The 21,196-nt window shown below is 38.2% G+C and carries 19 protein-coding genes and 1 pseudogene; 4 read left to right on the top strand and 16 right to left on the bottom strand.

Annotated features, from left to right (window positions below; all coding sequences use genetic code 11):
* The 6 genes and pseudogenes from SOS22_RS00955 to SOS22_RS00930 form a co-directional block, all read right to left on the bottom strand.
* Positions 1-141 (bottom strand): annotated as a pseudogene (locus SOS22_RS00955) (sulfide/dihydroorotate dehydrogenase-like FAD/NAD-binding protein); the annotation flags it as partial.
* 86 nt (positions 142-227) lie between these two features.
* The gene (locus SOS22_RS00950) at positions 228-1,235 is read right to left on the bottom strand and encodes a zinc dependent phospholipase C family protein (RefSeq protein WP_320596041.1); all 1,008 of its coding nucleotides are present in this window, start codon (positions 1,233-1,235) and stop codon (positions 228-230) included.
* A gap of 2 nt (positions 1,236-1,237) precedes the next feature.
* The gene (locus tag SOS22_RS00945) at positions 1,238-2,704 is read right to left on the bottom strand and encodes a DUF2779 domain-containing protein (protein WP_320326635.1); all 1,467 of its coding nucleotides are present in this window, start codon (positions 2,702-2,704) and stop codon (positions 1,238-1,240) included.
* 17 nt (positions 2,705-2,721) lie between these two features.
* The gene (locus SOS22_RS00940; RefSeq protein ID WP_320596040.1) at positions 2,722-3,651 is read right to left on the bottom strand and encodes a WYL domain-containing transcriptional regulator; all 930 of its coding nucleotides are present in this window, start codon (positions 3,649-3,651) and stop codon (positions 2,722-2,724) included.
* 9 nt (positions 3,652-3,660) lie between these two features.
* Entirely contained in the window at positions 3,661-3,867 is a 207-nt protein-coding gene (locus SOS22_RS00935; protein ID WP_320596039.1) for a hypothetical protein, read from the bottom strand.
* Positions 3,868-4,043: 176 nt separating this feature from the next.
* On the bottom strand, positions 4,044-5,204 hold the full coding sequence (locus SOS22_RS00930; protein WP_320596038.1) for an AI-2E family transporter: 1,161 nt from the start codon (positions 5,202-5,204) through the stop codon (positions 4,044-4,046).
* A 90-nt stretch (positions 5,205-5,294) separates the two neighbouring features.
* Between SOS22_RS00930 and SOS22_RS00925 the strand changes: the two genes are divergently transcribed.
* Positions 5,295-7,382, top strand: coding sequence for a glutamine synthetase III (locus SOS22_RS00925; RefSeq protein ID WP_320596037.1), 2,088 nt, complete (start codon positions 5,295-5,297; stop codon positions 7,380-7,382).
* A 47-nt stretch (positions 7,383-7,429) separates the two neighbouring features.
* Here SOS22_RS00925 and ybaK read toward each other — a convergent pair whose 3' ends face one another.
* The 6 genes from ybaK to ppdK all read right to left on the bottom strand — a co-directional run bounded on the left by ybaK (position 7,430) and on the right by ppdK (position 14,577).
* Positions 7,430-7,924, bottom strand: a complete 495-nt coding sequence (ybaK, locus tag SOS22_RS00920; RefSeq protein ID WP_320326640.1) for a Cys-tRNA(Pro) deacylase — start codon at positions 7,922-7,924, stop codon at positions 7,430-7,432.
* A gap of 1 nt (position 7,925) precedes the next feature.
* Complete coding sequence (locus tag SOS22_RS00915) at positions 7,926-9,116, bottom strand: PatB family C-S lyase (RefSeq protein WP_320596036.1); 1,191 nt, start codon at positions 9,114-9,116, stop codon at positions 7,926-7,928.
* 93 nt (positions 9,117-9,209) lie between these two features.
* Positions 9,210-9,761, bottom strand: coding sequence for a flavin reductase family protein (locus tag SOS22_RS00910; RefSeq protein ID WP_320596035.1), 552 nt, complete (start codon positions 9,759-9,761; stop codon positions 9,210-9,212).
* Positions 9,762-9,777: 16 nt separating this feature from the next.
* A complete protein-coding gene (locus SOS22_RS00905; RefSeq protein WP_320596034.1) occupies positions 9,778-10,398 on the bottom strand; it encodes a flavodoxin family protein in 621 nt (206 codons plus the stop codon).
* Positions 10,399-10,410: 12 nt separating this feature from the next.
* Positions 10,411-11,574 (bottom strand): iron-containing alcohol dehydrogenase, encoded by a 1,164-nt coding sequence (locus SOS22_RS00900; protein WP_320596033.1) that lies wholly within the window; start codon positions 11,572-11,574, stop codon positions 10,411-10,413.
* Positions 11,575-11,946: 372 nt separating this feature from the next.
* Positions 11,947-14,577 (bottom strand): pyruvate, phosphate dikinase, encoded by a 2,631-nt coding sequence (gene ppdK / locus SOS22_RS00895; protein WP_320326645.1) that lies wholly within the window; start codon positions 14,575-14,577, stop codon positions 11,947-11,949.
* 132 nt (positions 14,578-14,709) lie between these two features.
* On the opposite strand from ppdK, the gene SOS22_RS00890 reads away from it, so the two are divergent.
* Positions 14,710-16,113, top strand: a complete 1,404-nt coding sequence (locus SOS22_RS00890; protein WP_320596032.1) for an LTA synthase family protein — start codon at positions 14,710-14,712, stop codon at positions 16,111-16,113.
* A 14-nt stretch (positions 16,114-16,127) separates the two neighbouring features.
* Here the strand turns inward: SOS22_RS00890 and SOS22_RS00885 are convergent, their stop codons facing one another.
* Positions 16,128-16,613: a Spx/MgsR family RNA polymerase-binding regulatory protein gene (locus SOS22_RS00885; protein WP_320596031.1), complete on the bottom strand. Its 486-nt coding sequence runs from the start codon at positions 16,611-16,613 to the stop codon at positions 16,128-16,130.
* Between the two features lie 93 nt (positions 16,614-16,706).
* On the opposite strand from SOS22_RS00885, the gene trpS reads away from it, so the two are divergent.
* Complete coding sequence (gene trpS, locus SOS22_RS00880; RefSeq protein WP_320596030.1) at positions 16,707-17,699, top strand: tryptophan--tRNA ligase; 993 nt, start codon at positions 16,707-16,709, stop codon at positions 17,697-17,699.
* A gap of 24 nt (positions 17,700-17,723) precedes the next feature.
* Here trpS and SOS22_RS00875 read toward each other — a convergent pair whose 3' ends face one another.
* From SOS22_RS00875 to mraY, 3 genes are read right to left on the bottom strand one after another with little or no spacing between them, the layout of a single operon-like run.
* Positions 17,724-18,548, bottom strand: coding sequence for an undecaprenyl-diphosphate phosphatase (locus SOS22_RS00875; protein ID WP_320596029.1), 825 nt, complete (start codon positions 18,546-18,548; stop codon positions 17,724-17,726).
* A gap of 3 nt (positions 18,549-18,551) precedes the next feature.
* Entirely contained in the window at positions 18,552-19,868 is a 1,317-nt protein-coding gene (murD, locus tag SOS22_RS00870) for a UDP-N-acetylmuramoyl-L-alanine--D-glutamate ligase (RefSeq protein ID WP_320325624.1), read from the bottom strand.
* Position 19,869: 1 nt separating this feature from the next.
* Entirely contained in the window at positions 19,870-20,850 is a 981-nt protein-coding gene (gene mraY, locus SOS22_RS00865; RefSeq protein WP_320596028.1) for a phospho-N-acetylmuramoyl-pentapeptide-transferase, read from the bottom strand.
* Between the two features lie 148 nt (positions 20,851-20,998).
* Between mraY and rpmB the strand changes: the two genes are divergently transcribed.
* Positions 20,999-21,190 (top strand): 50S ribosomal protein L28, encoded by a 192-nt coding sequence (rpmB, locus tag SOS22_RS00860; RefSeq protein WP_128519675.1) that lies wholly within the window; start codon positions 20,999-21,001, stop codon positions 21,188-21,190.
* Positions 21,191-21,196 lie beyond the last annotated feature (6 nt).

Raw genomic sequence — 21,196 nt, 5'->3', positions numbered from 1 at the left:
AAACGGAATACGTTCGCTATCTTTGTCAACACGCAAAATGATGAATTGTCCAGCTTTTGCGTGTTTCGCAACAAAAGGTGCTTCCACGACCAATTTGGTAACGGTAGGATTCAACACCTCTTTTTTTAGAATCTTATACATTTTTATCACCCATCCATTTTCATAAGACTGAAAATATTATACAAAAAATTCATTCATTCGTCACGAAGTATTAAAAAAGCAGAAAATTACTTCTGCTCCTTTAACATCCTTTCCCCATTGATCTCGCAATCCGGATCAAAATAAACCATAGGTGGATTATCGGACAATCCTTTTGTATAATTTCGATTATTCAAATACGACAAAAAAGCTTCTTCTTTGGTTGAATCCTCGATAGCTTCTACAAAAAGATCAACGGCCTTTTGTGCTCTTTGCAAGGCATGATCATAAAGATCCAAAAAGCTATCGGTCGATACTTTATCGGCATCACATGGATGGGTCCATTCTTTATGTAATAAATTACATACATCACAAGGATCATCGGCCTCATTCGGTACGATCATACCAGAAACCAAACCAGATTGTTTGATGGTTTCTTCGATGGCTTGAAATGCTTTTAACTTCTTACCTTTTCGATCATATAATAATTTTTGAATTTGTGCCCATTCATTGAGCGCCTGTAAGATTTCATGAGGTTTGACTTGTACCCCATATACCTTCTTTGCACAATTGACATAAATACGTGCTATAGCACGTACATCATCAATATCGACTTCACACACTTTATAAACCGGATAATCTTTGATGGTCTTCTCTTTCTTTATTTTTAGAACAATGGCATCCAACAAAGACTCCATTCGATGATGACGGAATTGACTGGCTGAATCGCCACTTCCGGTGCGCCAGAAAATATATGGATGTGTTGTTGAATCCAATGCCCAATGTGTCAAATGTCCCATCATATAAGCAATTTCATCTTGATACACATCCTCTTCTTGTTCGTTTCGAATCACATCCAATGCTTGATGATAAAAATCATTGATACCGCGTCGATGGCAATATTTTCCTAAGGTACGCACATGACTTTTTTCTTGTACTTTTTTTGGCGTGGTACCATGAAAATATAAATAATCCGGCCCATTCGCACCGATTTCATACAATTGAGAACGATTTTCTAAGAGAGCTTTCTGTTTCGACGTCATGGTTGTGTTTGCGAGTTCTTGTGCAAAGATGACATGCGTATAAATATTTGGCATGTTTATTCCTCCTTCACTAAATGGATCAGTCCATGATATACAATATATTCCGCAAAAGTATCCATCGAACAATACGTTCGAATATTTTCACGAATTTGTTCTTGTTCATCCGCATCTTCTTGATCAAAGGATCGGTAGGCTTGGACCGCATGTAACCCATTTTGGATATCCAATTGCGTATATGAATATTCTTTGGTAAAAACAGGCAATACATTTTTCAAAGAATAGTGTCCCCGCATTCGATTATCATAGAAAATACCTAATTCAAATGGCTTGGAAAGATCGATCATGCGCGAACAAATTTGATCCAATTGATCCGCATAAGCAGGAAATTGTTCACTTAGTTGTTTTAATCGTAACTTTTCTGCACCTTCCATATTATAAACCAAGATACTGCCAGTTTGGGGAACCGATGCAAGCAAAGATTCAATAAAAGCTTGTCGACAATCTTTGGCACCAAAAAAATCTTTATGAACCAATTTTCCCGTTTGGTCTTCCACATGTAAGCTATATTGAAAACACAATACATCAAATGGTTTCATGCGCGCATAAGGTGGAATCGCAAAGGTATCCCATTCAAAATCCAAATAAGAAATGGGATATTGAATTTGTTTGAGCCAATGTTCCATCGCGATCCGATCCAAAAAGTATCCATATCGACTGGCCATGACTTGGGCATATTGTAGACGATACCCTTCTATTTGATCAATGGGCATATCTTTGATATGGCAAATATCGGCTTTGTAAGCATCCAATTTAAATTGTGATGTCGTTAAAAACAAAACCGAATCATCGGGTAAATGACTTTCATCAAAACAATGGGAATAAAATAGACATCGACGTCCAGCCGTACATTGTTTGGTTCGTTCATAGTGGGGTGGTCTTGAAACATCAAGTAATTCTTGGGTCGTATCGATCCATTGATCCAGATCAATTTCACAATTTGCGATACACTCAGCAATGGTATGATGGAGTTTATTTCGGCGATTGAATAATTGATCACTTTCACACAACAAACTTTGCACATCGAGTGCGTCTTTTCGAATGTAATCTTTATTGATATAGATGATCTTATGTTCCGTAATGGCAATACCGCTCTTTGCCGCAATCATTTGATTGATCTTCATGAGCGTAGCTTCACTTTCTTTTGGATAGGCACTCAAATGAGGATAGATTGCTAAATACCCATTCTTCATTTTTTTCAATACCGGAATCTTGGTTCGGCATCCACGATATTCAAATCGAGCATATAACAGAACATCGGTTTGTTTCAATCGGTCCAATGTCTTTTCGTTGGTATCATTTGGTTGGCCAGATGGTTGATCTTCCACATGAAGATATTGTTTCCATAAGGTGGAAAAAGGAACATCCATATGATAAAAACTAAAATATGGCATAGAAATATATGTATGATTCCAACATAATTTTGGACAACGTTGCGCTTGGATCAAATCGTTTACGTGTATCATTGTATTCACCTGTCTCATCATACTATATATTTTCGCAAAATCAATTGTAATTGGGCTTGATACGCTTGCCGGACATGGTCTGGAGCAATAATTTCAACTTGATCGGCAAAGGAAAATAATTGTCGATAAACCACGAAAAAATCTTCAACTAAAAATTGAAAGACATTGTCTTTTTCTTTCACATCCATGCCCCAATACAATTCTCTAAATTGGGGTTGTACTTCCGGGTCTACCCGTACAAATACCCGAACAAATTCACCCTTGATCAATGAATTTTTTCCCACATATTGTTCAATATGAAAATGAGAATCACGTAAAAATTTTCTTTCTTGAAACACACACGCAAACATACGTTCTTGGGAAATACGATAGATACGATAATCGTTTCGTTTGTGTGAATAGCCTAAAACATAATAGGCATCATGATAATGAATGATTTCATACGGATCCATCAAAAAAGTGTCGGCATGATCTTGATTGCGACTTTGGTACGTTAAAAGGACACAGTGCTTTTGTTTCAAAGCTTGCTGCATCGTTTCCATCATATCTTTTTCTTTGTCGGTCATTGAAAGGTTGGGCGCATCCATATAGATTCGTTGTGGCGGCAAGGCAGAAGACGTTGAATTCAAAACCTTGTCAATGGCTTCATTGAGTTCGGATTCTTTTTCATAACCTTGGGCATGCATAAATTCCCGTGCTTCCATCAATGCTTGTTTCTGTGCCGGACTCAAAGCCAAAACAGGAAATAAATTGGTTTCATCCAAGCGATATCCACCATAGCGTCCTTTGTATTCTTTGATATTGTAGCCAGCCGTGATCAATTCTTTTTTGAATTCCCGAATGTTCCGTGGATTGGTTTCTAATTCATCCGCTAATTGCTGGGTATTCATCTTCCCTCGTGCTTTGAGCAGCAATAACATTTTTATACATAAACTCGTTCGATTCATACAACCTCGCTAATAAGCAAATCGTTGGGGAAATTCACCAAACCCTCTTTGTGGCTGATAATGTTTTGGAATGATCCCACGATATGCGAGGGGCTGGATCACAGATCCATATCCGTGTTCTAGCGCAAAGCCAAAGGCTTCTTGCGTTTGTTTTGCACCCGCATCGATCAATACTTCGATAATTTTTTGATTTTGGGTACAAATAGCATGGATCAAAATAGGAAATCCATTAAAGACCCAGCTCGGATCCGCCCCCGTGTTTTATACAAAACAATACCTCATTTTCATTTTCGTTCCAAACCGCATTGAGTAAATGCAATGCAAGTTGTTTCTCAGACATCTTTATCCCTTCTTTCAGGGATATCATAATGAATATATAGACATTATTTCTGTCAATATATGTCTTTTTTAGATAATCGTTTCGCTTCATTTTCTTGTAACAATCGATAGATCGATGAAAACAATGGAATAAAGATGACCATGCCTAAGACCCCGCCAATACTTGCACCAACCGTGATCGCAACAATGATATACATTGATGGAATACCCACGGATTTACCGACCACATTGGGATAAATAAAGTTTCCTTCCACTTGCTGGATAGCAATAAATAGAATCAAAAAAGATATTCCCTGGGTCGGGCTTTGCAGCATGATGAATAAAGAACATAAGATAGCAGCCACCAAAGCACCAAACATAGGAACCAAAGCACCAATCGCAACGACAAATCCACATAATAGTGAATATGGCAAATGGAAAATAGTACTAAAAACAGTCACCAATGTACCTAGGATCAAACATTCTAATATGGTGCCGCCAATATATCGAGCAAACGTATATTTAAATACATGATAGATATGATTCCCTGTTTCATAGGCGTTTTTTGGTAAATACGCTTTAAAGAGGGAGCGAACATCCGATATAAAGCGTTTTTTATTGAATAGCACAAAAATAGAAAACACAAAGGCCAAAAAGAAAGTCGTCATCCATGAAATGGTGGTCGTAATCAGATTATTGACTTGTGTGACCATCTTGCTATCACCAAACACAAATGAAGAAGCTGCTTCCAAATGACTCCAAATATTGCTTTGATTGATAGATTCTACATCGATCATACCAATGATTCGTTGTAAAGCAGGACTAAAAGAAGTCACACGCAAAGCGGTGGCTTTCACATGCCGGAGTGTCGATGGTAAATTTTCAATTAGATTTTCAATCGATCCGACGACTTGGGGAACGATGGAAAAGAAAAAAGCTAAAATAATAAATACAAATAATAAGATCGATACAATGTTTAAAATGCGACGCGATACTTTTGTATCTTTCATATGAAACAATCGATTTCCTACATTTAAGAGAGCATTGGTGATGATATTAAATACAAACGCAAGTCCAAGACCCAGAATAAAAGGAAAAAGAATCGATAGGATCCAAGCAAAAAAATGGCCTATTGATCCTATATATATGACCAATAGAACGATAATGGCTGCAAATAGAATAATATATTCATAAAAATTAGCTTTTTTTTGGTATTCTTTCGGGACATGAAACATAATCAACCCATCCTTATGGATACATTTTAACGCATTCGCTCTTTCAGGACAAATTTCATGTTAGAATATAAACAGATGGAGGATTACGAAATGAAAATCGTTGATGATTATTTTGGTTGTGATGTATTTGGACCAGAAGCTATGCAAAAATATCTACCACATTCGGTTTATAAGACCATGATGGATGTCATGGAAAATGGCAAGGAACTCCCTGCTTCGATTGCCGATATTGTGGCCAATGCTATGAAGGACTGGGCTACCCAAAAAGGAGCCACCCACTTTACGCATTGGTTCCAACCTATGACAGGCATTACGGCAGAAAAGCACGATGCCTTTATCAATCCGACCGGACCCAATAATGTGATTAGTGAATTTAAAGGAAAAGAATTGATCAAAGGAGAACCCGATGCATCCAGTTTTCCAAGTGGTGGATTACGAGCCACTTTTGAAGCCCGTGGATATACCGCTTGGGATCCCACAAGTTATGCCTTTGTGAAAGATAAGACTTTATATATCCCTACCCTATTCTGTTCTTTTGATGGTTCTAGTTTGGATAAGAAAACAGGTTTATTGCGTAGTATCGATGCCCTGAATGCAGCAAGTGTTCGTTTATTTAATGTCATGGGTTTTAATACCAAAAAAATTAACGTGACCGTTGGACCGGAACAAGAATATTTCTTGATCGATGAAAAATGGTATAAAGAACGCATGGATCTTATGATCACAGGACGAACCTTATTTGGTTGTCCACCTGTAAAAGGACAAGAATTGGATGATCATTATTTTGGAAATATCACACAACGTGTGAAATCCTTCATGGAAGAAGTCGATGAAGAATTGTGGAAATTGGGTGTCTATGCCAAAACGGAACATAAGGAAGTGGCTCCTTGCCAATTTGAATTAGCACCGGTCTATAGTTCCTTAAATTATGCGAGCGATCAAAATCAACTTATGATGGAAGTTCTCCGTAAGGTTGCCCATCATCATGGTTTGGTTTGTCTGCTTCATGAAAAACCTTTTGATGGTATCAATGGTTCTGGTAAACATGATAATTGGTCAATTTCTGATGATAAAGGCGAAAACATTCTTGAACCTGGTGATTCACCGGAAGATAACATTCGTTTCTTAACAGTCTTAGCAGCCATCATCAAAGGGGTCGATGAATATCAAGATCTTTTACGTTTGAGTGTAGCCACTGCAGGTAATGATCATCGTTTGGGTGCGAATGAAGCTCCACCAGCCATTATTTCGATTTATCTAGGAGAAGAACTGACAGCCATTTTAAAGGCCATTGCTTCGGGAAAAGAATATGTCGATCACATCAACACCAAGTTGGAATTGGGTGTATCTTGTTTACCACAAATTTCAAAAGATACGACCGATCGCAATCGAACCAGTCCGTTTGCGTTTACGGGCAATAAATTCGAATTTCGTATGTTAGGTTCCGAGTTGAATATTTCCTGCCCAAATACAATCTTAAATACGATCGTTGCCGAGGAGTTCACACAGTTTGCGGATGAATTGGAAAAGAGCGATCCAAAACATTTAACAGAAGATATCATTGCTTTGATTCGTAAATCATTGAATGAACATGAACGAATCATTTATTCAGGCAATGGATATTCGGAAGAATGGCGACAAGAAGCACTACGTCGTGGCTTGTTAGAATTTAAGACCGCAGCCGATGCGATCCCGCACTATACCGATCCAAAGAATCTCGCTTTATTTGAAAAGCATAATGTATACTCCAAAAATGAGTTACAGGCACGCGAATCCATCTTATTGATGAATTATTATCAATTGATCCATATTGAAGCGAAAACCATGGCTTATATGTTACGAAAGCAAATTTTACCAGCTGTATTTGAATATGAGGCTCAATTAGCAACCATCATACAAACCAAAAAAGCAGCAGGTATCCCTTCCTCGCTTGAAGCGAAAATGTTGAATCAGATCAATGAACCGCTTGAAACTCTAGATCAACAACTCAATGAGCTAGAAATCATGAATCAAAAAGATTTTACAGATCCGCATCAAGCCAGTCGCTTTGCCGCTGATGAGTTATTGCCATTGATGAATGCAGTTCGTGCTTCGACCGATATCATTGAAGCAACGATGCCAAAGAAAGCTTGGCCACTGCCTGATTATAATGACATCTTGTTCCAATCCGCTGAATAAAAAAATTTGACTACATCAAAAGATGTAGTCATTTTTATTTCGTACAATTATTTAGTAACAGTCAAATCCGCGGCTTGTATAGGAATCACTTTCATTAGATCGTTTGGATCCATTTCGATCTGGGTTCCAATCTTACCGCCACTAAAGTAAATATGTTCTTGTTGGAAGGCCGTCTCATCAATAAAGGTACGGAATTGTTTTTTCATGCCCAAGGGCGAACAACCACCACGAATATATCCCGTGATCTTATTGATATCTTTCACATGGATCATTTCCACATGCTTGACACCCGCTACTTTTGCGCATTTTTTTAGATCCAATTCTTCAGCAACGGGAAGCATAAATACAACAAATTCTTTTGTGTTGGCTTGTGTCACCAAAGTTTTAAATACATTCTTTGGATCTTGTCCTAACATTTGACAAACATGGATCCCATCTACAGGATCGGACTCTTTGTGTTCATAGGTATGTACTTCATAATCGACTTTACAACGATCCAAATACCGCATCGCATTCGTTTTTTGTACTTTCTTTTTTGCCATACTATCGTTCATACTCCTCTATATAACGACGCATTGTCCGTGTATGTAAGCCCGAACGCAACGACAATAAATTCTCTAATAATTGCTGGCGAGGCAAAGCTACATTCATACGGAAAAAAGCTTGTCCATTCTTACCAAAATCTGATCCTTTCGATACGTAGAGTCCCTCTTTTTCGAGTAACAATTTACAAATTCCGTCGGTCTTTTCTACCATTTGCGAACAATCGATCCACATCAGATAGGTCGATAAACTCTCAACGACCCGCAATTCAGTAATCGATTCACGAATAAATTCCGTGACAATCTTTTTATTTTCGGCCACATACGCATTCATGGCATCGAGCCAATCGCCACTATTCCCAAAAGCGGCAATCGATACTTGTGCATTGAAAAATCCATTGCTGGTAATCAATGCTTGTTCTAAAGCAATCTTTGCTTGTTTACATAAAGCTGGATTGGGAATGATCACACAAGCACTGGATAAACCCGCTACATTGAAAGCCTTGGTACAAGATACCAAAGTAATGCTATTGTTCCAACAGATTTCACTGGCTTTCGCATACGGCACATACGAATATCCAGGTTGGACGATATCACAATGAATTTCATCACTGACGACTAAGACATGATGTTTTTGACATACATTGCCAATATGTTCCAGATCCAGTCGATCCCAAAGATTTCCTGTGGGATTGTGTGGATTACATACGATCATCATTGAGGTTTTGGCATTTCCAAGTTGATGATCGAGTTCATTGAAGTCAATGATATAAGATCCATTAACATACAATAAAGGATTTTCAATACAAACACGACCCATATTTTCAATGATATGTCGGAACATATGATAACCCGGTGTCATGATCACAATATGATCACCAGGTTGGGTAAAGCGTTGAATCATCACATTCAATGCAGGCAATACACCGGTGACATACTGCATCATTTCTCTTTCAAATTGGATGCCATGTCGTTCTAACCACCATTTCTGAATGGATGTATAAAAAGCAGGAGGAATCAATGTATACCCATACACCTGCGGATATAGACGATTGGAAATGGCTTGTTGGATGGCTGGAGCCACTTGAAAATCCATATCGGCTACCCACATCGGTGCTTTCGCATTTTTGAGATCCCATTTTATCGAGTCCGTATATTTACGGTCAATGATCTTATCAAAATCATATATCATATTTATCACCTACTATGCATTTTAACATGCAAAAAATAGGACTTCAATTGAAGCCCTATATATGGATTTACTTTTAAAGTTTCCTACTGTTTTTTATTTTAATGACACCCCATCTTTAAAAGCATTTCCTACCTTTGCCCCAATCCCAAAATAGGCATTTTCAAAAGGATCAAAGCTAATCGGTTTTAATTTTTTTATGTCTACAGTTCCATTGGTAACTATGTTTTCATCTGCAGATACATTTACAATTTCGCCAACCAAGATACCATCGGAAAAACATTTCACTCTGCACTCCATCGCAAGTGGAAGCTCATCAATCAAAGGGGCATCCACAAATTCGCTCTTTGTTGCATGAAAACCAGCTTTGGAAAACTTGTTTGGCACTTTTCTTGCTGATTCTATACCCACATAATCACAAGACGCAACATGATCTTCCGTTGCCATGCTTACCGTAAACGCTTTTTTTACCTTCAAATTATCCGTTGTCTTATGATCCGAAAGACTGATGGTAATTTCCTTAAAGTCCGTTGTCATTCCCCAGGCCGCATTCATGGCATTCGGAACGCCGTTCTCATCATAGGTTCCAATGATCAACACAGGTTGTGGGTACATAAGGGGTTTTGCCCCAAAATTTATTCTACTCATTTTTGATATCCTCCCATTATCGAATGAAATGCGTAGGTTGCCATTCTTCCTTCTTTGGCAAGCCGTATTTCTCTTTTCCAAGTGCAATGCTCTTCATAAGAAAAGTCATATTCCTTGCCAGAGTACGCATGGTTTGCAGACCTTCAAGATCTTGGTCCGCCTCCCCTTTTTCTCTGCCATGAACACCATTCCAATACTGGCTGGATGCAACAGGCATGCCACTTATGGTAAAATACTTATTTAATTCATCAAAGGTTGCAGATGCTCCACCTCGTCTGGCTACAACTACGCTTGCGCCAACTTTCATCGTTTTGTCAAAATCGGTACTGTAAAACAATCGATCCAGACAGGCAATCAGAGTTGCATTCGCAGAAGCAAAGTAAACCGGGGATCCAATGACGAGTCCATCTGCTTTCTCAAACTTCGAAGCTAGCTCATTGACAATATCATCGAATACGCATTTGCCCTCTTTGTGGCAATACCCACAAGCAATGCACCCTCTAATATCCTTGTTTCCAATCGGAATGACTTCTGTGTCTACACCTTCTGATGAAAAAATATCTATCATTTCCTTTAGAGCTCTACTTGTATTGCCACCCACCCGTGGACTTCCATTCATGATCAATACTTTTGTCATAATAAACACCTACTACAATGATGCTCTGAAAATTTCGGCAATATTTTGGCGTAAAAGGGGTACCCATGCATTCTCAAGACCTTCATTATCAGCTACATGCTTTGCCATCTCATCAATGCGGCTCTCATCAATTCCTACTTCTTTTAAATGCATAGGAATATGGATAGATTCAAAGAACTTGTATGTCGCTTCAATGGCTTGATTTGCAATCGTAAATGGATCCTGATGGGAATCAATTCCAAATACATGAACACCATATTTCACAAATCGATCGACGGTCTTTTCACTCAAAACATGCTTCATCCATCTTGGTGTAATAATGGCCAATCCTACACCATGCGTAATGTCATAGTAGGCAGAAAGAGCATGCTCCATACCATGCAAAGGCCATCCGGTTGGACTATTTCCTAAAGAATAAATGCCATTGCATCCATAGGTACAGGTCAACATCATCTCAGCTCTAGCTGTATAATCCTCAGGATCTTCGATACACTTCGTAGCATTTACCATTAGACTCTTTAATCCAGCTTCCATGAAGCCGTCATTCAGAATTGTTGAATCCTCACAGAAATACTGTTCCATGATGTGATTCATCGCATCAGCACATCCGGCAGCTGTCTGCTTTGCAGAAACGGTAAATGTGTAGGTAGGATCAAGGAATGAAACAACAGGATAAAGAAGTGGATCTACATATCCAATTTTATCGTTGGTTGCTGTTCTTGAAATAACGCCACCACAATCATACTCACTTCCGGTTGCAGCTAGAGTAATGATGTCAACAATCGGTAGGGCGGCTTGGGCCTTCACCTTGTAGGAAATCAAATCCCAGGGATCGCCGTCATATTTTGCGCCGGCTGCAATTGCCTTGGAACAGTCAAGTACACTTCCTCCACCAACGGACAGAATGACATCAATATCATTTTCCTTACAAAGCTTTACGCCTTCAAGAACACTCGGGTCATACTTAGGATTTGGCTGAATTCCGGAAAGTTCTACGATTGTAAACTCTTTAAGAAGTTCCTTTACCATATCATATAGTCCCATTTTTTTAATACTTCCCCCTCCATAGGTTAGAAGAATCTTTTTCCCATAACGACTCATGACTTCAGGCAGCTTTTCCACAACTCCCTGTCCAAATAGGAGTCTTGTAGGGGTACAATAGTCAAAATTCTGCATGTTTTTCCTCCTTTAATCATTCTTCCTGTTTCACATCGCAAAACAGGACACCGATCTTCATCGATTCTACCGGATCGTATGTTTTTTTTCTTTCATTCGATATTGGATCCTTACGACTTCACTATACTCCTTAAAGTAAACTTTAAGTCAATACTTGAATATATTTTTACAAAAAGATCCAAATCTTCATTTTCCATTTATTTTGATCAAATGAAGGGATTCTATATGGGTATCTTGTCTTTAAAATACGGGTTCATTCACGACACATAAACCAATTGCCTATAAATAAAGAGCTTCTGCTACGTTTGTTCAAATCTATACATAGTAATAAAAAAGACTGTTGATTTTTTCATTCAACAGTCTTTATATACGCTACTTTCCAAATTTAATGGCAGCTTGTGCCGCAGCTAATCGGGCAATTGGCACACGATATGGCGAACAAGAAACATAATTTAAACCAACTTGTTGACAGAAATCAATAGAAGCTGGATCACCACCATGTTCTCCACAAATACCTAATTTGATATCTGGACGAGTCTTACGTCCACCTTGTGCTGCAATTTGGATCAATTTACCAACACCTTTTGTATCCAAGTGTGCAAATGGATCAGAATCAAAGATGTTATCATCATAGTAATCCGACAAGAAGGATCCCGCATCATCACGTGAGAATCCAAATGTCATTTGGGTCAAATCATTCGTACCAAAGGAGAAGAATTCAGCTTCTTGTGCAATTTCATCTGCCAATAAAGCCGCACGTGGAATTTCGATCATTGTTCCAACATGATATTTCATGTCCACATTGGAATCCTTGATCAATTTATCTGCTGTTTTCGAAACAATGTTCTTCACAAATTTCAATTCGTGGACAGAACCAACCAATGGAATCATGATTTCCGGTTCAATGTTCCATTCTGGATGTCGATTTTGTACATTGATGGCTGCAGTAATAACAGCTAAAGTTTGCATTTCGGCAATTTCAGGGAATGTGATTGCCAAACGAACACCACGATGACCTAGCATTGGGTTAAATTCATGGAGATTCGCAATAACAGCATCCAATTCTTCTTTTGGCATTTTCATTTCATCCGCCAATTCGGCAATTTCTTCATCGGTTTTTGGCAAGAATTCATGTAGAGGTGGATCCAAATAACGAATCGTTACCGGTTGTCCTTGCATCGCTTCATATAAACCTTCGAAGTCTTTTCTTTGCATTGGTTCGATCTTCGCTAATGCAGCACGACGTTGTTCCGTTGTCTTTGAAACGATCATTTCGCGCATGGCTTTGATTCGATCACCTTCAAAGAACATATGTTCCGTACGAGTCAAACCAATACCTTGAGCACCAAATTCATAAGCTTGTTTCGCATCACGAGGTGTATCTGCATTGGTACGAACTTGCAGTGTACGTCTCTGATCTGCCCATTCCATGAAACGTTCAAAATCACCGGTGATAGCAGCCGGAACGCTCTTAATGGCTTGACCATATACATTTCCTGTCGAACCATCCACCGAAATAACATCACCACGATTGAAACGTTGACCATTTACAACAAAATAGCCTTCTTCTTCATGCATTTCGATCGCGCTACATCCAGCAACGCAACAAGCACCCATACCACGAGCTACAACCGCTGCATGACTGGTCATACCACCACGAACCGTCAAGATGGCTTCGGAAGCACTCATACCTTCAATATCTTCTGGACTCGTTTCCAAACGAACCAAAATCACTTTACGGCCTTCTTCTTTGGCCTGAATGGCTTCTTCTGCACTGAAGACAATTTCACCTGAACCAGCACCTGGACTAGCTGGTAAACCAGTTGTGATTGGTGTTGCAGCTTTCAATGCATCCGGATCAAACATAGGATGCAATAAAGAATCCAATTGTTGTGGTTCCACCATCATCAATGCTTCATCCGTTGTGATTGCACCTTCATCTACCATATCCGTCGCAATCTTCAAGGCAGCTTGTGCTGTACGTTTACCATTTCGTGTCTGCAACATGAATAATTGACCTTTTTCAATGGTAAATTCCATATCTTGCATGTTGCGATAATGTTTTTCAAGCGTATCACAAATTTCCAAGAATTTATCGTAAGCTTGTGGTGCCACTTCTTTTAAATGATCAATGGTTTGTGGCGTACGAATACCAGCAACGACATCTTCACCTTGCGCATTCATCAAGAATTCGCCATACAATTTCTTTTCGCCGGTGCTTGGATTGCGGGTAAACGCAACGCCGGTACCACAATCGTTACCCATATTTCCAAATACCATCATTTGTACGTTGACGGCAGTTCCCCAACTTGAAGGAATATTATTCATTCGACGATAATAGATAGCTCGTTCATTGTTCCAAGAGCGGAAAACCGCTTCGATAGCTCCCATCAATTGTTCTTTGGGATCTTGTGGGAAATCCGTATGTAATTGTTCATTATAGAATTGTTTAAAACGAACCACCAATTCTTTCATATCATCAGCCGTTAGATCCAAATCGCTTTCAATTCCACGTGTTGCTTTTACATCATCAATGATCTTTTCAAAACGAGACTTATTAAGACCCATGACGACATCTGAATACATTTGTACAAATCGACGATACGAATCATAAGCAAAACGAGGATTATCGGTAAGTTTTGCAACGGTTTCAACGACCGTATCATTCATACCTAAGTTTAAGATCGTATCCATCATACCTGGCATACTAGCTCGTGCACCAGAACGAACACTGACCAATAAAGGATTGTTTGTATCTCCTAATTTTTTACCCGATTGTGCTTCTAACTTATCTAAATATTCGAAGATCTGGGCTTTAATTTCATCATTAATGCATTCATTATCTTGATAATATTGGGTACATGCTTCCGTTGTAATTGTAAATCCATAAGGTACTGGCATGCCTAAATTACTCATTTCCGCAAGGTTGGCACCTTTTCCACCAAGCAGCTCACGCATGTGCTCATTTCCTTCACGGAACAAGTATGTATACTTTTTTGTCATTTTTTCCTCCTTTGTAAGCCTTTTCGCTTTCTCATTATAACATAGAAACTTAAGTATCATAGAAAAAGTTTTCAAACGCATGAGGAAAGTTTTCATTTTTTTTATTCAAAATTTTGTGCTATACTAACACGTATGATTTCAACCTTTATTCCCCTATTGATTTGTTTAAACTTATTTGTATCCGCAAAATGGGCCTTTTCTTATTTTGGTTTATCTTGTTTTGAACAAATCATTTTTCATTTAAAAGTCCCTCTTGAAGGTACAAATACCGAATTTATTGCCGACTGGGCAAAAAAATGTGGTATCAAAGCTCTCGGTATGACCATTCTTATTTATCTCATCCAAATTTTGGTTTTCCCTCACAAATATATTTTCACATCGATCATTTGTGCAGGATCCCTTATTTGGGCAGCTCATACTGTGGGTATGTTTGAATGGATCATCAATCAATTTCGAAAAACCGATATATACGATACCTATTTTGTGGATACAAATAGCGTAAAATTAACGTTTCCCGAACACAAACAAAATCTAATCTATATTTTTGTCGAATCCTTAGAAACGACTTATACATCCAAAGAAAATGGTGGCAATTATACAGAAGATCTACTTCCCAATTTGTCTCATTTGGCAAAAAAATATATCAATTTTTCCCATCAAGATAAATTAGGTGGTGCCCATGTTTTGGCAGGTACAGGATGGACAACTGGAGGAATTGTTGCCCAAACTTCAGGCGTTGGTTTGACCGTACCCTTGACCAGTCATCGTTTTAAAGAAGGGATTTCCTTCTTAGAAAAAGCCAAAACCTTACAAGATATACTTCATGAAAAAGGCTATCAACAAGAATTTTGTATTGGTTCGCAAGCTGCGTTTGGTGGTCGTAAATTTTATTTTGATACGCATGGTCCTGTAAAAATTTTTGATTACAATACTGTAAAAGATCAACTGCCCGATAATTACCCCGTATTCTGGGGATTTGAAGATGAAAAATTATTCGCATATGCCAAACAAGAAATCACTAAAATGGCCAGTCAAGATCAGCCTTTTCATTTTTCTATGTTGACCGTGGATACCCATCATCCCAAAGGGTATAAAGATCGTCATTATCAAGAACAATACCCAGAACGTTTATCCAATATCATTCATGAATCCGATCGAAAACTGGGTGAATTTATCCAATGGATCCAAGCACAACCCTTCTATAAAGATACGACCATCGTGATTTGTGGAGATCATACAAGCATGGCTGAAGAATATATTTCTCATACCTATGATGCATCCTATGATCGGACAACATGGAATACGATCATCCATGCGAAAAATACTCCAAAACAAAATAAAAATCGGAAATTTACATCCTTTGATTTTTTCCCTACGGTATTAAGTGCTATGGGTGTACAAATCGAAGGCGATCGATTAGGATTTGGTACCAATCTTTTCAGCGATAAAAAAACACTTCCCGAAAAAATTGGTTATCAAATCTTTGATAAAGAATTACGAAAACAATCCCAATATTATTGGGATCACATTCTATAAAAAAAGTACAAGCCCTAAACTTCGGCTTGTACTTTTTCTTCGGCTGATAAGACCAATTGACCTGGTTCGCGAACCGATCCACACAATGGATAATTGGGACAAGATTCATTGCATGAGCTTTCACAAACTTCATCAAATTTCGAACGCATAGATGGAGTCATCATGGTTGTGATCTCATCATCGTCATAACCAACAACGAAGCTTTGTTTGCTGATCATGATGGGCCGACGTAAGATCGATGGATTTTTTTGAATGAGATCAACCAATTCATTCGTAGAATATTCATCAATATTTTTATCCAGTGCCTTATAGGCCTTGGAACGAACCGATATGATATCCTCTGTCCCATTTTCACTTCTTGATAAAATATATTTGATTTCATCTTTATTCAATAAAGTCGTAAAGATATTTTTTTCTACAAATTCAATTTGATTCTCTTTTAACCATTGTTTTGCTTTCCGACAACTTGCACATCCAGGTGAAGTATAAATAATGACCATAGAATTCCTCCTTGCCTTTTCTTCTTTTCATTATATCAACCTTGTCAAGTCCTTCTATAATCAGTAAAATAGAATCATTGGAGATGATAAAATATGAAACGTGTATTAAGTGCTGTAAAACCGACAGGCCGCATGACACTCGGTAATTATATTGGTGCGATCCGGCAATTTGTACAGCTGCAAGATGAATATGAAATGTTCATTTTCATTGCCAATGAACATGCCATAACGATTCCCATCGAAGCAAAAGAATTACGACAGAACACAAAAGATCTGCTCGCCCTCTATTTAGCGGCTGGTTTGGATCCGGCAAAGGCAACGATTTTCCTTCAGACCGATGTGCCAGCACATGCCCAATTGGGATGGGTCATGGCGTGTATGTCCTATATGGGCGAATTGCAACGAATGACACAATACAAAAGCAAGACAGCCAATGGTGAAACCGGGATCACCGCTGGTCTATTTACCTATCCTTGTTTGATGGCTGCCGATATTCTGTTGTATGATGCCGATTATGTACCGGTTGGTATCGATCAAAAACAACATGTGGAATTGACACGAAATCTAGCCGAACGATTTAATCATCGATACAGTGATACCTTTGTTTTGCCAGAACCATTGATGACAGAAGTTGGTCAAAAAATTTATTCTTTGCAAGATCCAACGAAAAAAATGTCAAAATCCGAAGGAAATGGCAAAGGAACCATTGAATTATTAGATGATCCTGCTGCTGCTCGCAAAAAAATCATGTCCGCTGTGACCGATTCCCTAGGTATCATTCAATACGATCCTGAAAATCAACCAGGACTTGCCAACTTATTGACGATTCAATCTTGTCTGACCAATGAATCCATTGATAGCATCGTTAGTCGTTTCCAAGGAAAAGGATATGGTGAATTAAAGAAAGAAATTGGTCAAACTGTTTTTGATTTCTTGACGGATCTACAAACGAAATATAAAGAAATTATATCGAGCGGACAAATTGATGAGATCCTCGCACAAGGGGCTGAAAAAGCCAATTACATTGCCAATAAAAAAATTCGTAAAGTATATAAGAAAATTGGCTTCACGATTTCAAAAAAATGATGCAGATTCAATCTGCATCGTTTTTTATAAGATATAGAAGAATAGGATAATAAAGCAACCTAAAACGATGCGATACCAACCAAATACTTTGAAATCATGGTTCTTTACATAATTTAATAAAGCACGAATCGCAAATAAGCTGACAACATAACTCACACCGGTTCCTACTAGTAATAAAACCAATTGAGATAGTGTAAACATGCCCGTATGTGTCAAGTATTTAACAACTTTTAATAAGGAAGCACCAAACATGGTTGGAATCGCTATAAAGAACGAATATTCACTTGCCAAGGTACGTGAACAACCCAGCAATAAACCACCCAAAATGGTAGCCCCAGAACGAGATGTTCCTGGAATCAATGCAAGACATTGGAAGAAACCAATTTCTAAAGCGGTTTTATAATCCATACGATAGATACTTTTGATCGTTGGTTTTTTCGGATGTTGCTCCACAATGATAAAAATGATACCATACGCAATCAAGGTGACTGCAATCACAAAGTTCTGTGATAAATATTGGTCGATGATGTCATTCAACAACAAGCCAATCACGGCAGCAGGAATGACACCCACGATTACTTTGATCCATAAATTATAGGTCCGGACCTTTTCTTTTTCACTTTTTGATTTATCCCAAGGATTCAGACGATGATGAAATAAATACAATACAGCTAAAATGGAACCAAACTGAATGACAACTTTAAATACATCAAAGAATTCAGCTGGTAACATCGGCCAAATACTATTGAAAATCAATAAGTGGCCGGTACTACTAATTGGCAACCATTCTGTAATACCTTGAATGATACCCAAACAAATTGTCTTGATAAGATCAAATAGAAAGGTCATAAATTATCTCCTTGTTTTTGCGTAGGCATGAACCATATTTTTGAAAATTTCACCACGCACTTCATAATTTTTGAATTGATCAAAACTTGAGCAAGCCGGGCTCAATAAAATCGTGTCGCCTGGTTTTGCAATCTTACATGCTTCCGCAAAAGCTGTTTGCATCGTTTCTACCGATGTTTGATGCGTGAAAATATCTTTAAATTGATCTTTAGTTTGACCAAAAGAGAAACAATGCTTGATCTTATCATCGTATTGTTTCAGATCATCAAAAGAAATATGTTTATCTTTACCACCACATAACAAGATCACATTTTCTTTAAATGCACTCAAAGCTGCACAGGCACTATGTGTGTTTGTCGCTTTGGTATCATTATAAATACGTACCCCATCAATGGTATCGACATATTCAATTCGATGTTCCACACCTTTAAAGTTTTGGATCACAGCTTGAATATCATCGATTGATACCCCCATCAAATAGGCCATACAAGCTGCCATCATGGCATTGCCACAATTAAATGCACCTACGATTTTCAGATCCGCCACATGAAATAAAGAAAGATCCTGATACCATGCTTGGCCATCTTTGACATATAAATCGACATCTTCTCTTTGTAAAGAAAAATCAATGACTTGGCAAGGAATAGGTTGCGCATATTTCATGATGTTTGGATCATCCACATTGCGAATAAAATAATTATCTTTGGTCGTATTTTTGTAGATTCGCATTTTTGATGTGTAATAATCTTCTAATGAATCCATATAATCCAAATGATCAGGAGCTAGATTGGTAATCGTAGAAACAAAAGGACAGAACGTATCGATTCCTAATAATTGGAAATTACTGAGTTCCAAAGCAACGCGTGTATCTTGATCATCATGCAACAAAACTTGCTCACTCAATGGAATCCCAATATTCCCAGCACTCAAAGCAGGACCTGCCTTCTTTAACATTTCATACAATAACGTAGTGACCGTAGTCTTGCCATCGGTTCCGGTGATCGCACCATAATGAAAATGCTTGGCAAAACGATAAGCCACTTCAATTTCGGTATAGACCGGCACCTTTTCATCGACAAAATATTTGATGATAGGCACACGATACGGAATGCCCGGATTTTTGACCACAAATGCATAATCCGTATGCAATAGCCAATTGGGATGACCACCATCGATTACTTGAATACCCAAATCTTCCAATGCTTCTTTTTCAGGAACTTCTTTTGCGTCGGTCAATAGGACCTCATATCCATTTTTCTTCAATAATTTACTAACGGCAACACCCGATCGGGCTGCTCCAATCACAAGAACTTTTTCCATCTTACATCACTCCTATGATAAATCCAAGAATCGATAAAACAACTCCAGCCAGCCAAAATCGATGGACCACTTGCGTTTCGGACATACCACCTTTTTCAAAATGATGATGTAGAGGGGCCATACGGAAAATACGTTTGTGCGTTCGCTTATAATGGGTGACTTGAATCACAACACTCAATACTTCAACAACGAATACCCCACCAATCAAGATCAATAAGATTTCTTGTTTTAAGACCATGGCCATGGCCGCAAAGAAACCGCCTAAAGCCAAAGAACCGGTATCTCCCATAAAGATCTGTGCGGGATGTTTATTAAATTTTAAATATCCAAGCAAAGAAGCAATCAACAAGACAATCAAGAAAGCAATATGATCCATCTTGGCCCGTTGAGCAAAGATCACAAAAGGCACCAAGGCAATGATCATTTGGCCGGCACATAATCCATCCAAGCCATCGGTTAGATTGACGGCATTGGTTTCGGCTGTAAACATGAAATAAATGATCACAAAATAGAAAGGGCCTAAAGGAATGTGAATGTTTGCGATGGGGATCCAAAGATCCATTGCAACATCGGTTTGCATATATAACAAAAAGAAAACAATGGCTAAGACACTTTGTAAAGCAAACTTAGCCCCTGGCTTTAATCCTTCATTGTTCTTTTGTACAACAATGATATAATCATCGATAAAACCAATGATCCCATATCCAATAAAAGCTAATAAGATAATGCCAGATCGCATATCAATAGGTACCCAATGGCAGAGAGCAAAAACCAAATAAACCACGGTAGATATAAGAATAAAAGCAATACCTCCCATCGTTGGTGTACCATTTTTCACTTTATGAGAAGCTAATCCCTCTTCTCTTTCGGTTTGACCAAATTTGATCTTATGTAGATAAGTGATCAAATGAGGCATGATCAAAAGCATCAACCCTAAACAAAGAATCGCACCAAATATATATGTATATATTGAAATCTGCATATTTCCTTCTCCAATCGACGCCGTTATTATAACATTATACGAATATCCAAACAAATTAAATTTCTACTTGAAATACCAATAAATCAATGCTAATATTATTAAGCAATTGCGTAAGCAAGATTCAATGAGAAAAAGGAGGCCAATCAGGATGTCAAGAAGATGTGCAGTATCTGGACGTGGTCCTTTATCAGGAAATAGACGTTCTCACTCATTACGTGCTACTCGTCGTAAATGGAATGTGAATTTACAGAAGGTTCGAATCAACGTCAACGGAAAACCTCAGACAGTTCGCGTAAGTGCTCGTGAATTGAGAACATTGAAGAAACAAGGCGCTATTTAATAAGGA

Source organism: Absicoccus sp., assembly GCF_034090965.1.
Classification (GTDB): Bacteria; Bacillota_I; Bacilli_A; order Erysipelotrichales; family Erysipelotrichaceae; genus Absicoccus; species Absicoccus intestinalis.
This window is presented reverse-complemented; position numbering and strand designations above follow the sequence as displayed.

Coding starts and splice junctions, on each gene's coding strand:
- SOS22_RS00950 (WP_320596041.1), bottom strand. CDS start 1,235: ATGCCAAATATTTATACGCATGTCATCTTTGCACAAGAACTCGCAAAC.
- SOS22_RS00945 (WP_320326635.1), bottom strand. CDS start 2,704: ATGATACACGTAAACGATTTGATCCAAGCGCAACGTTGTCCAAAATTA.
- SOS22_RS00940 (WP_320596040.1), bottom strand. CDS start 3,651: ATGAATCGAACGAGTTTATGTATAAAAATGTTATTGCTGCTCAAAGCA.
- SOS22_RS00930 (WP_320596038.1), bottom strand. CDS start 5,204: ATGTTTCATGTCCCGAAAGAATACCAAAAAAAAGCTAATTTTTATGAA.
- SOS22_RS00925 (WP_320596037.1), top strand. CDS start 5,295: ATGAAAATCGTTGATGATTATTTTGGTTGTGATGTATTTGGACCAGAA.
- ybaK (WP_320326640.1), bottom strand. CDS start 7,924: ATGGCAAAAAAGAAAGTACAAAAAACGAATGCGATGCGGTATTTGGAT.
- SOS22_RS00915 (WP_320596036.1), bottom strand. CDS start 9,116: ATGATATATGATTTTGATAAGATCATTGACCGTAAATATACGGACTCG.
- SOS22_RS00910 (WP_320596035.1), bottom strand. CDS start 9,761: ATGAGTAGAATAAATTTTGGGGCAAAACCCCTTATGTACCCACAACCT.
- SOS22_RS00905 (WP_320596034.1), bottom strand. CDS start 10,398: ATGACAAAAGTATTGATCATGAATGGAAGTCCACGGGTGGGTGGCAAT.
- SOS22_RS00900 (WP_320596033.1), bottom strand. CDS start 11,574: ATGCAGAATTTTGACTATTGTACCCCTACAAGACTCCTATTTGGACAG.
- ppdK (WP_320326645.1), bottom strand. CDS start 14,577: ATGACAAAAAAGTATACATACTTGTTCCGTGAAGGAAATGAGCACATG.
- SOS22_RS00890 (WP_320596032.1), top strand. CDS start 14,710: ATGATTTCAACCTTTATTCCCCTATTGATTTGTTTAAACTTATTTGTA.
- SOS22_RS00885 (WP_320596031.1), bottom strand. CDS start 16,613: ATGGTCATTATTTATACTTCACCTGGATGTGCAAGTTGTCGGAAAGCA.
- trpS (WP_320596030.1), top strand. CDS start 16,707: ATGAAACGTGTATTAAGTGCTGTAAAACCGACAGGCCGCATGACACTC.
- SOS22_RS00875 (WP_320596029.1), bottom strand. CDS start 18,548: ATGACCTTTCTATTTGATCTTATCAAGACAATTTGTTTGGGTATCATT.
- murD (WP_320325624.1), bottom strand. CDS start 19,868: ATGGAAAAAGTTCTTGTGATTGGAGCAGCCCGATCGGGTGTTGCCGTT.
- mraY (WP_320596028.1), bottom strand. CDS start 20,850: ATGCAGATTTCAATATATACATATATATTTGGTGCGATTCTTTGTTTA.
- rpmB (WP_128519675.1), top strand. CDS start 20,999: ATGTCAAGAAGATGTGCAGTATCTGGACGTGGTCCTTTATCAGGAAAT.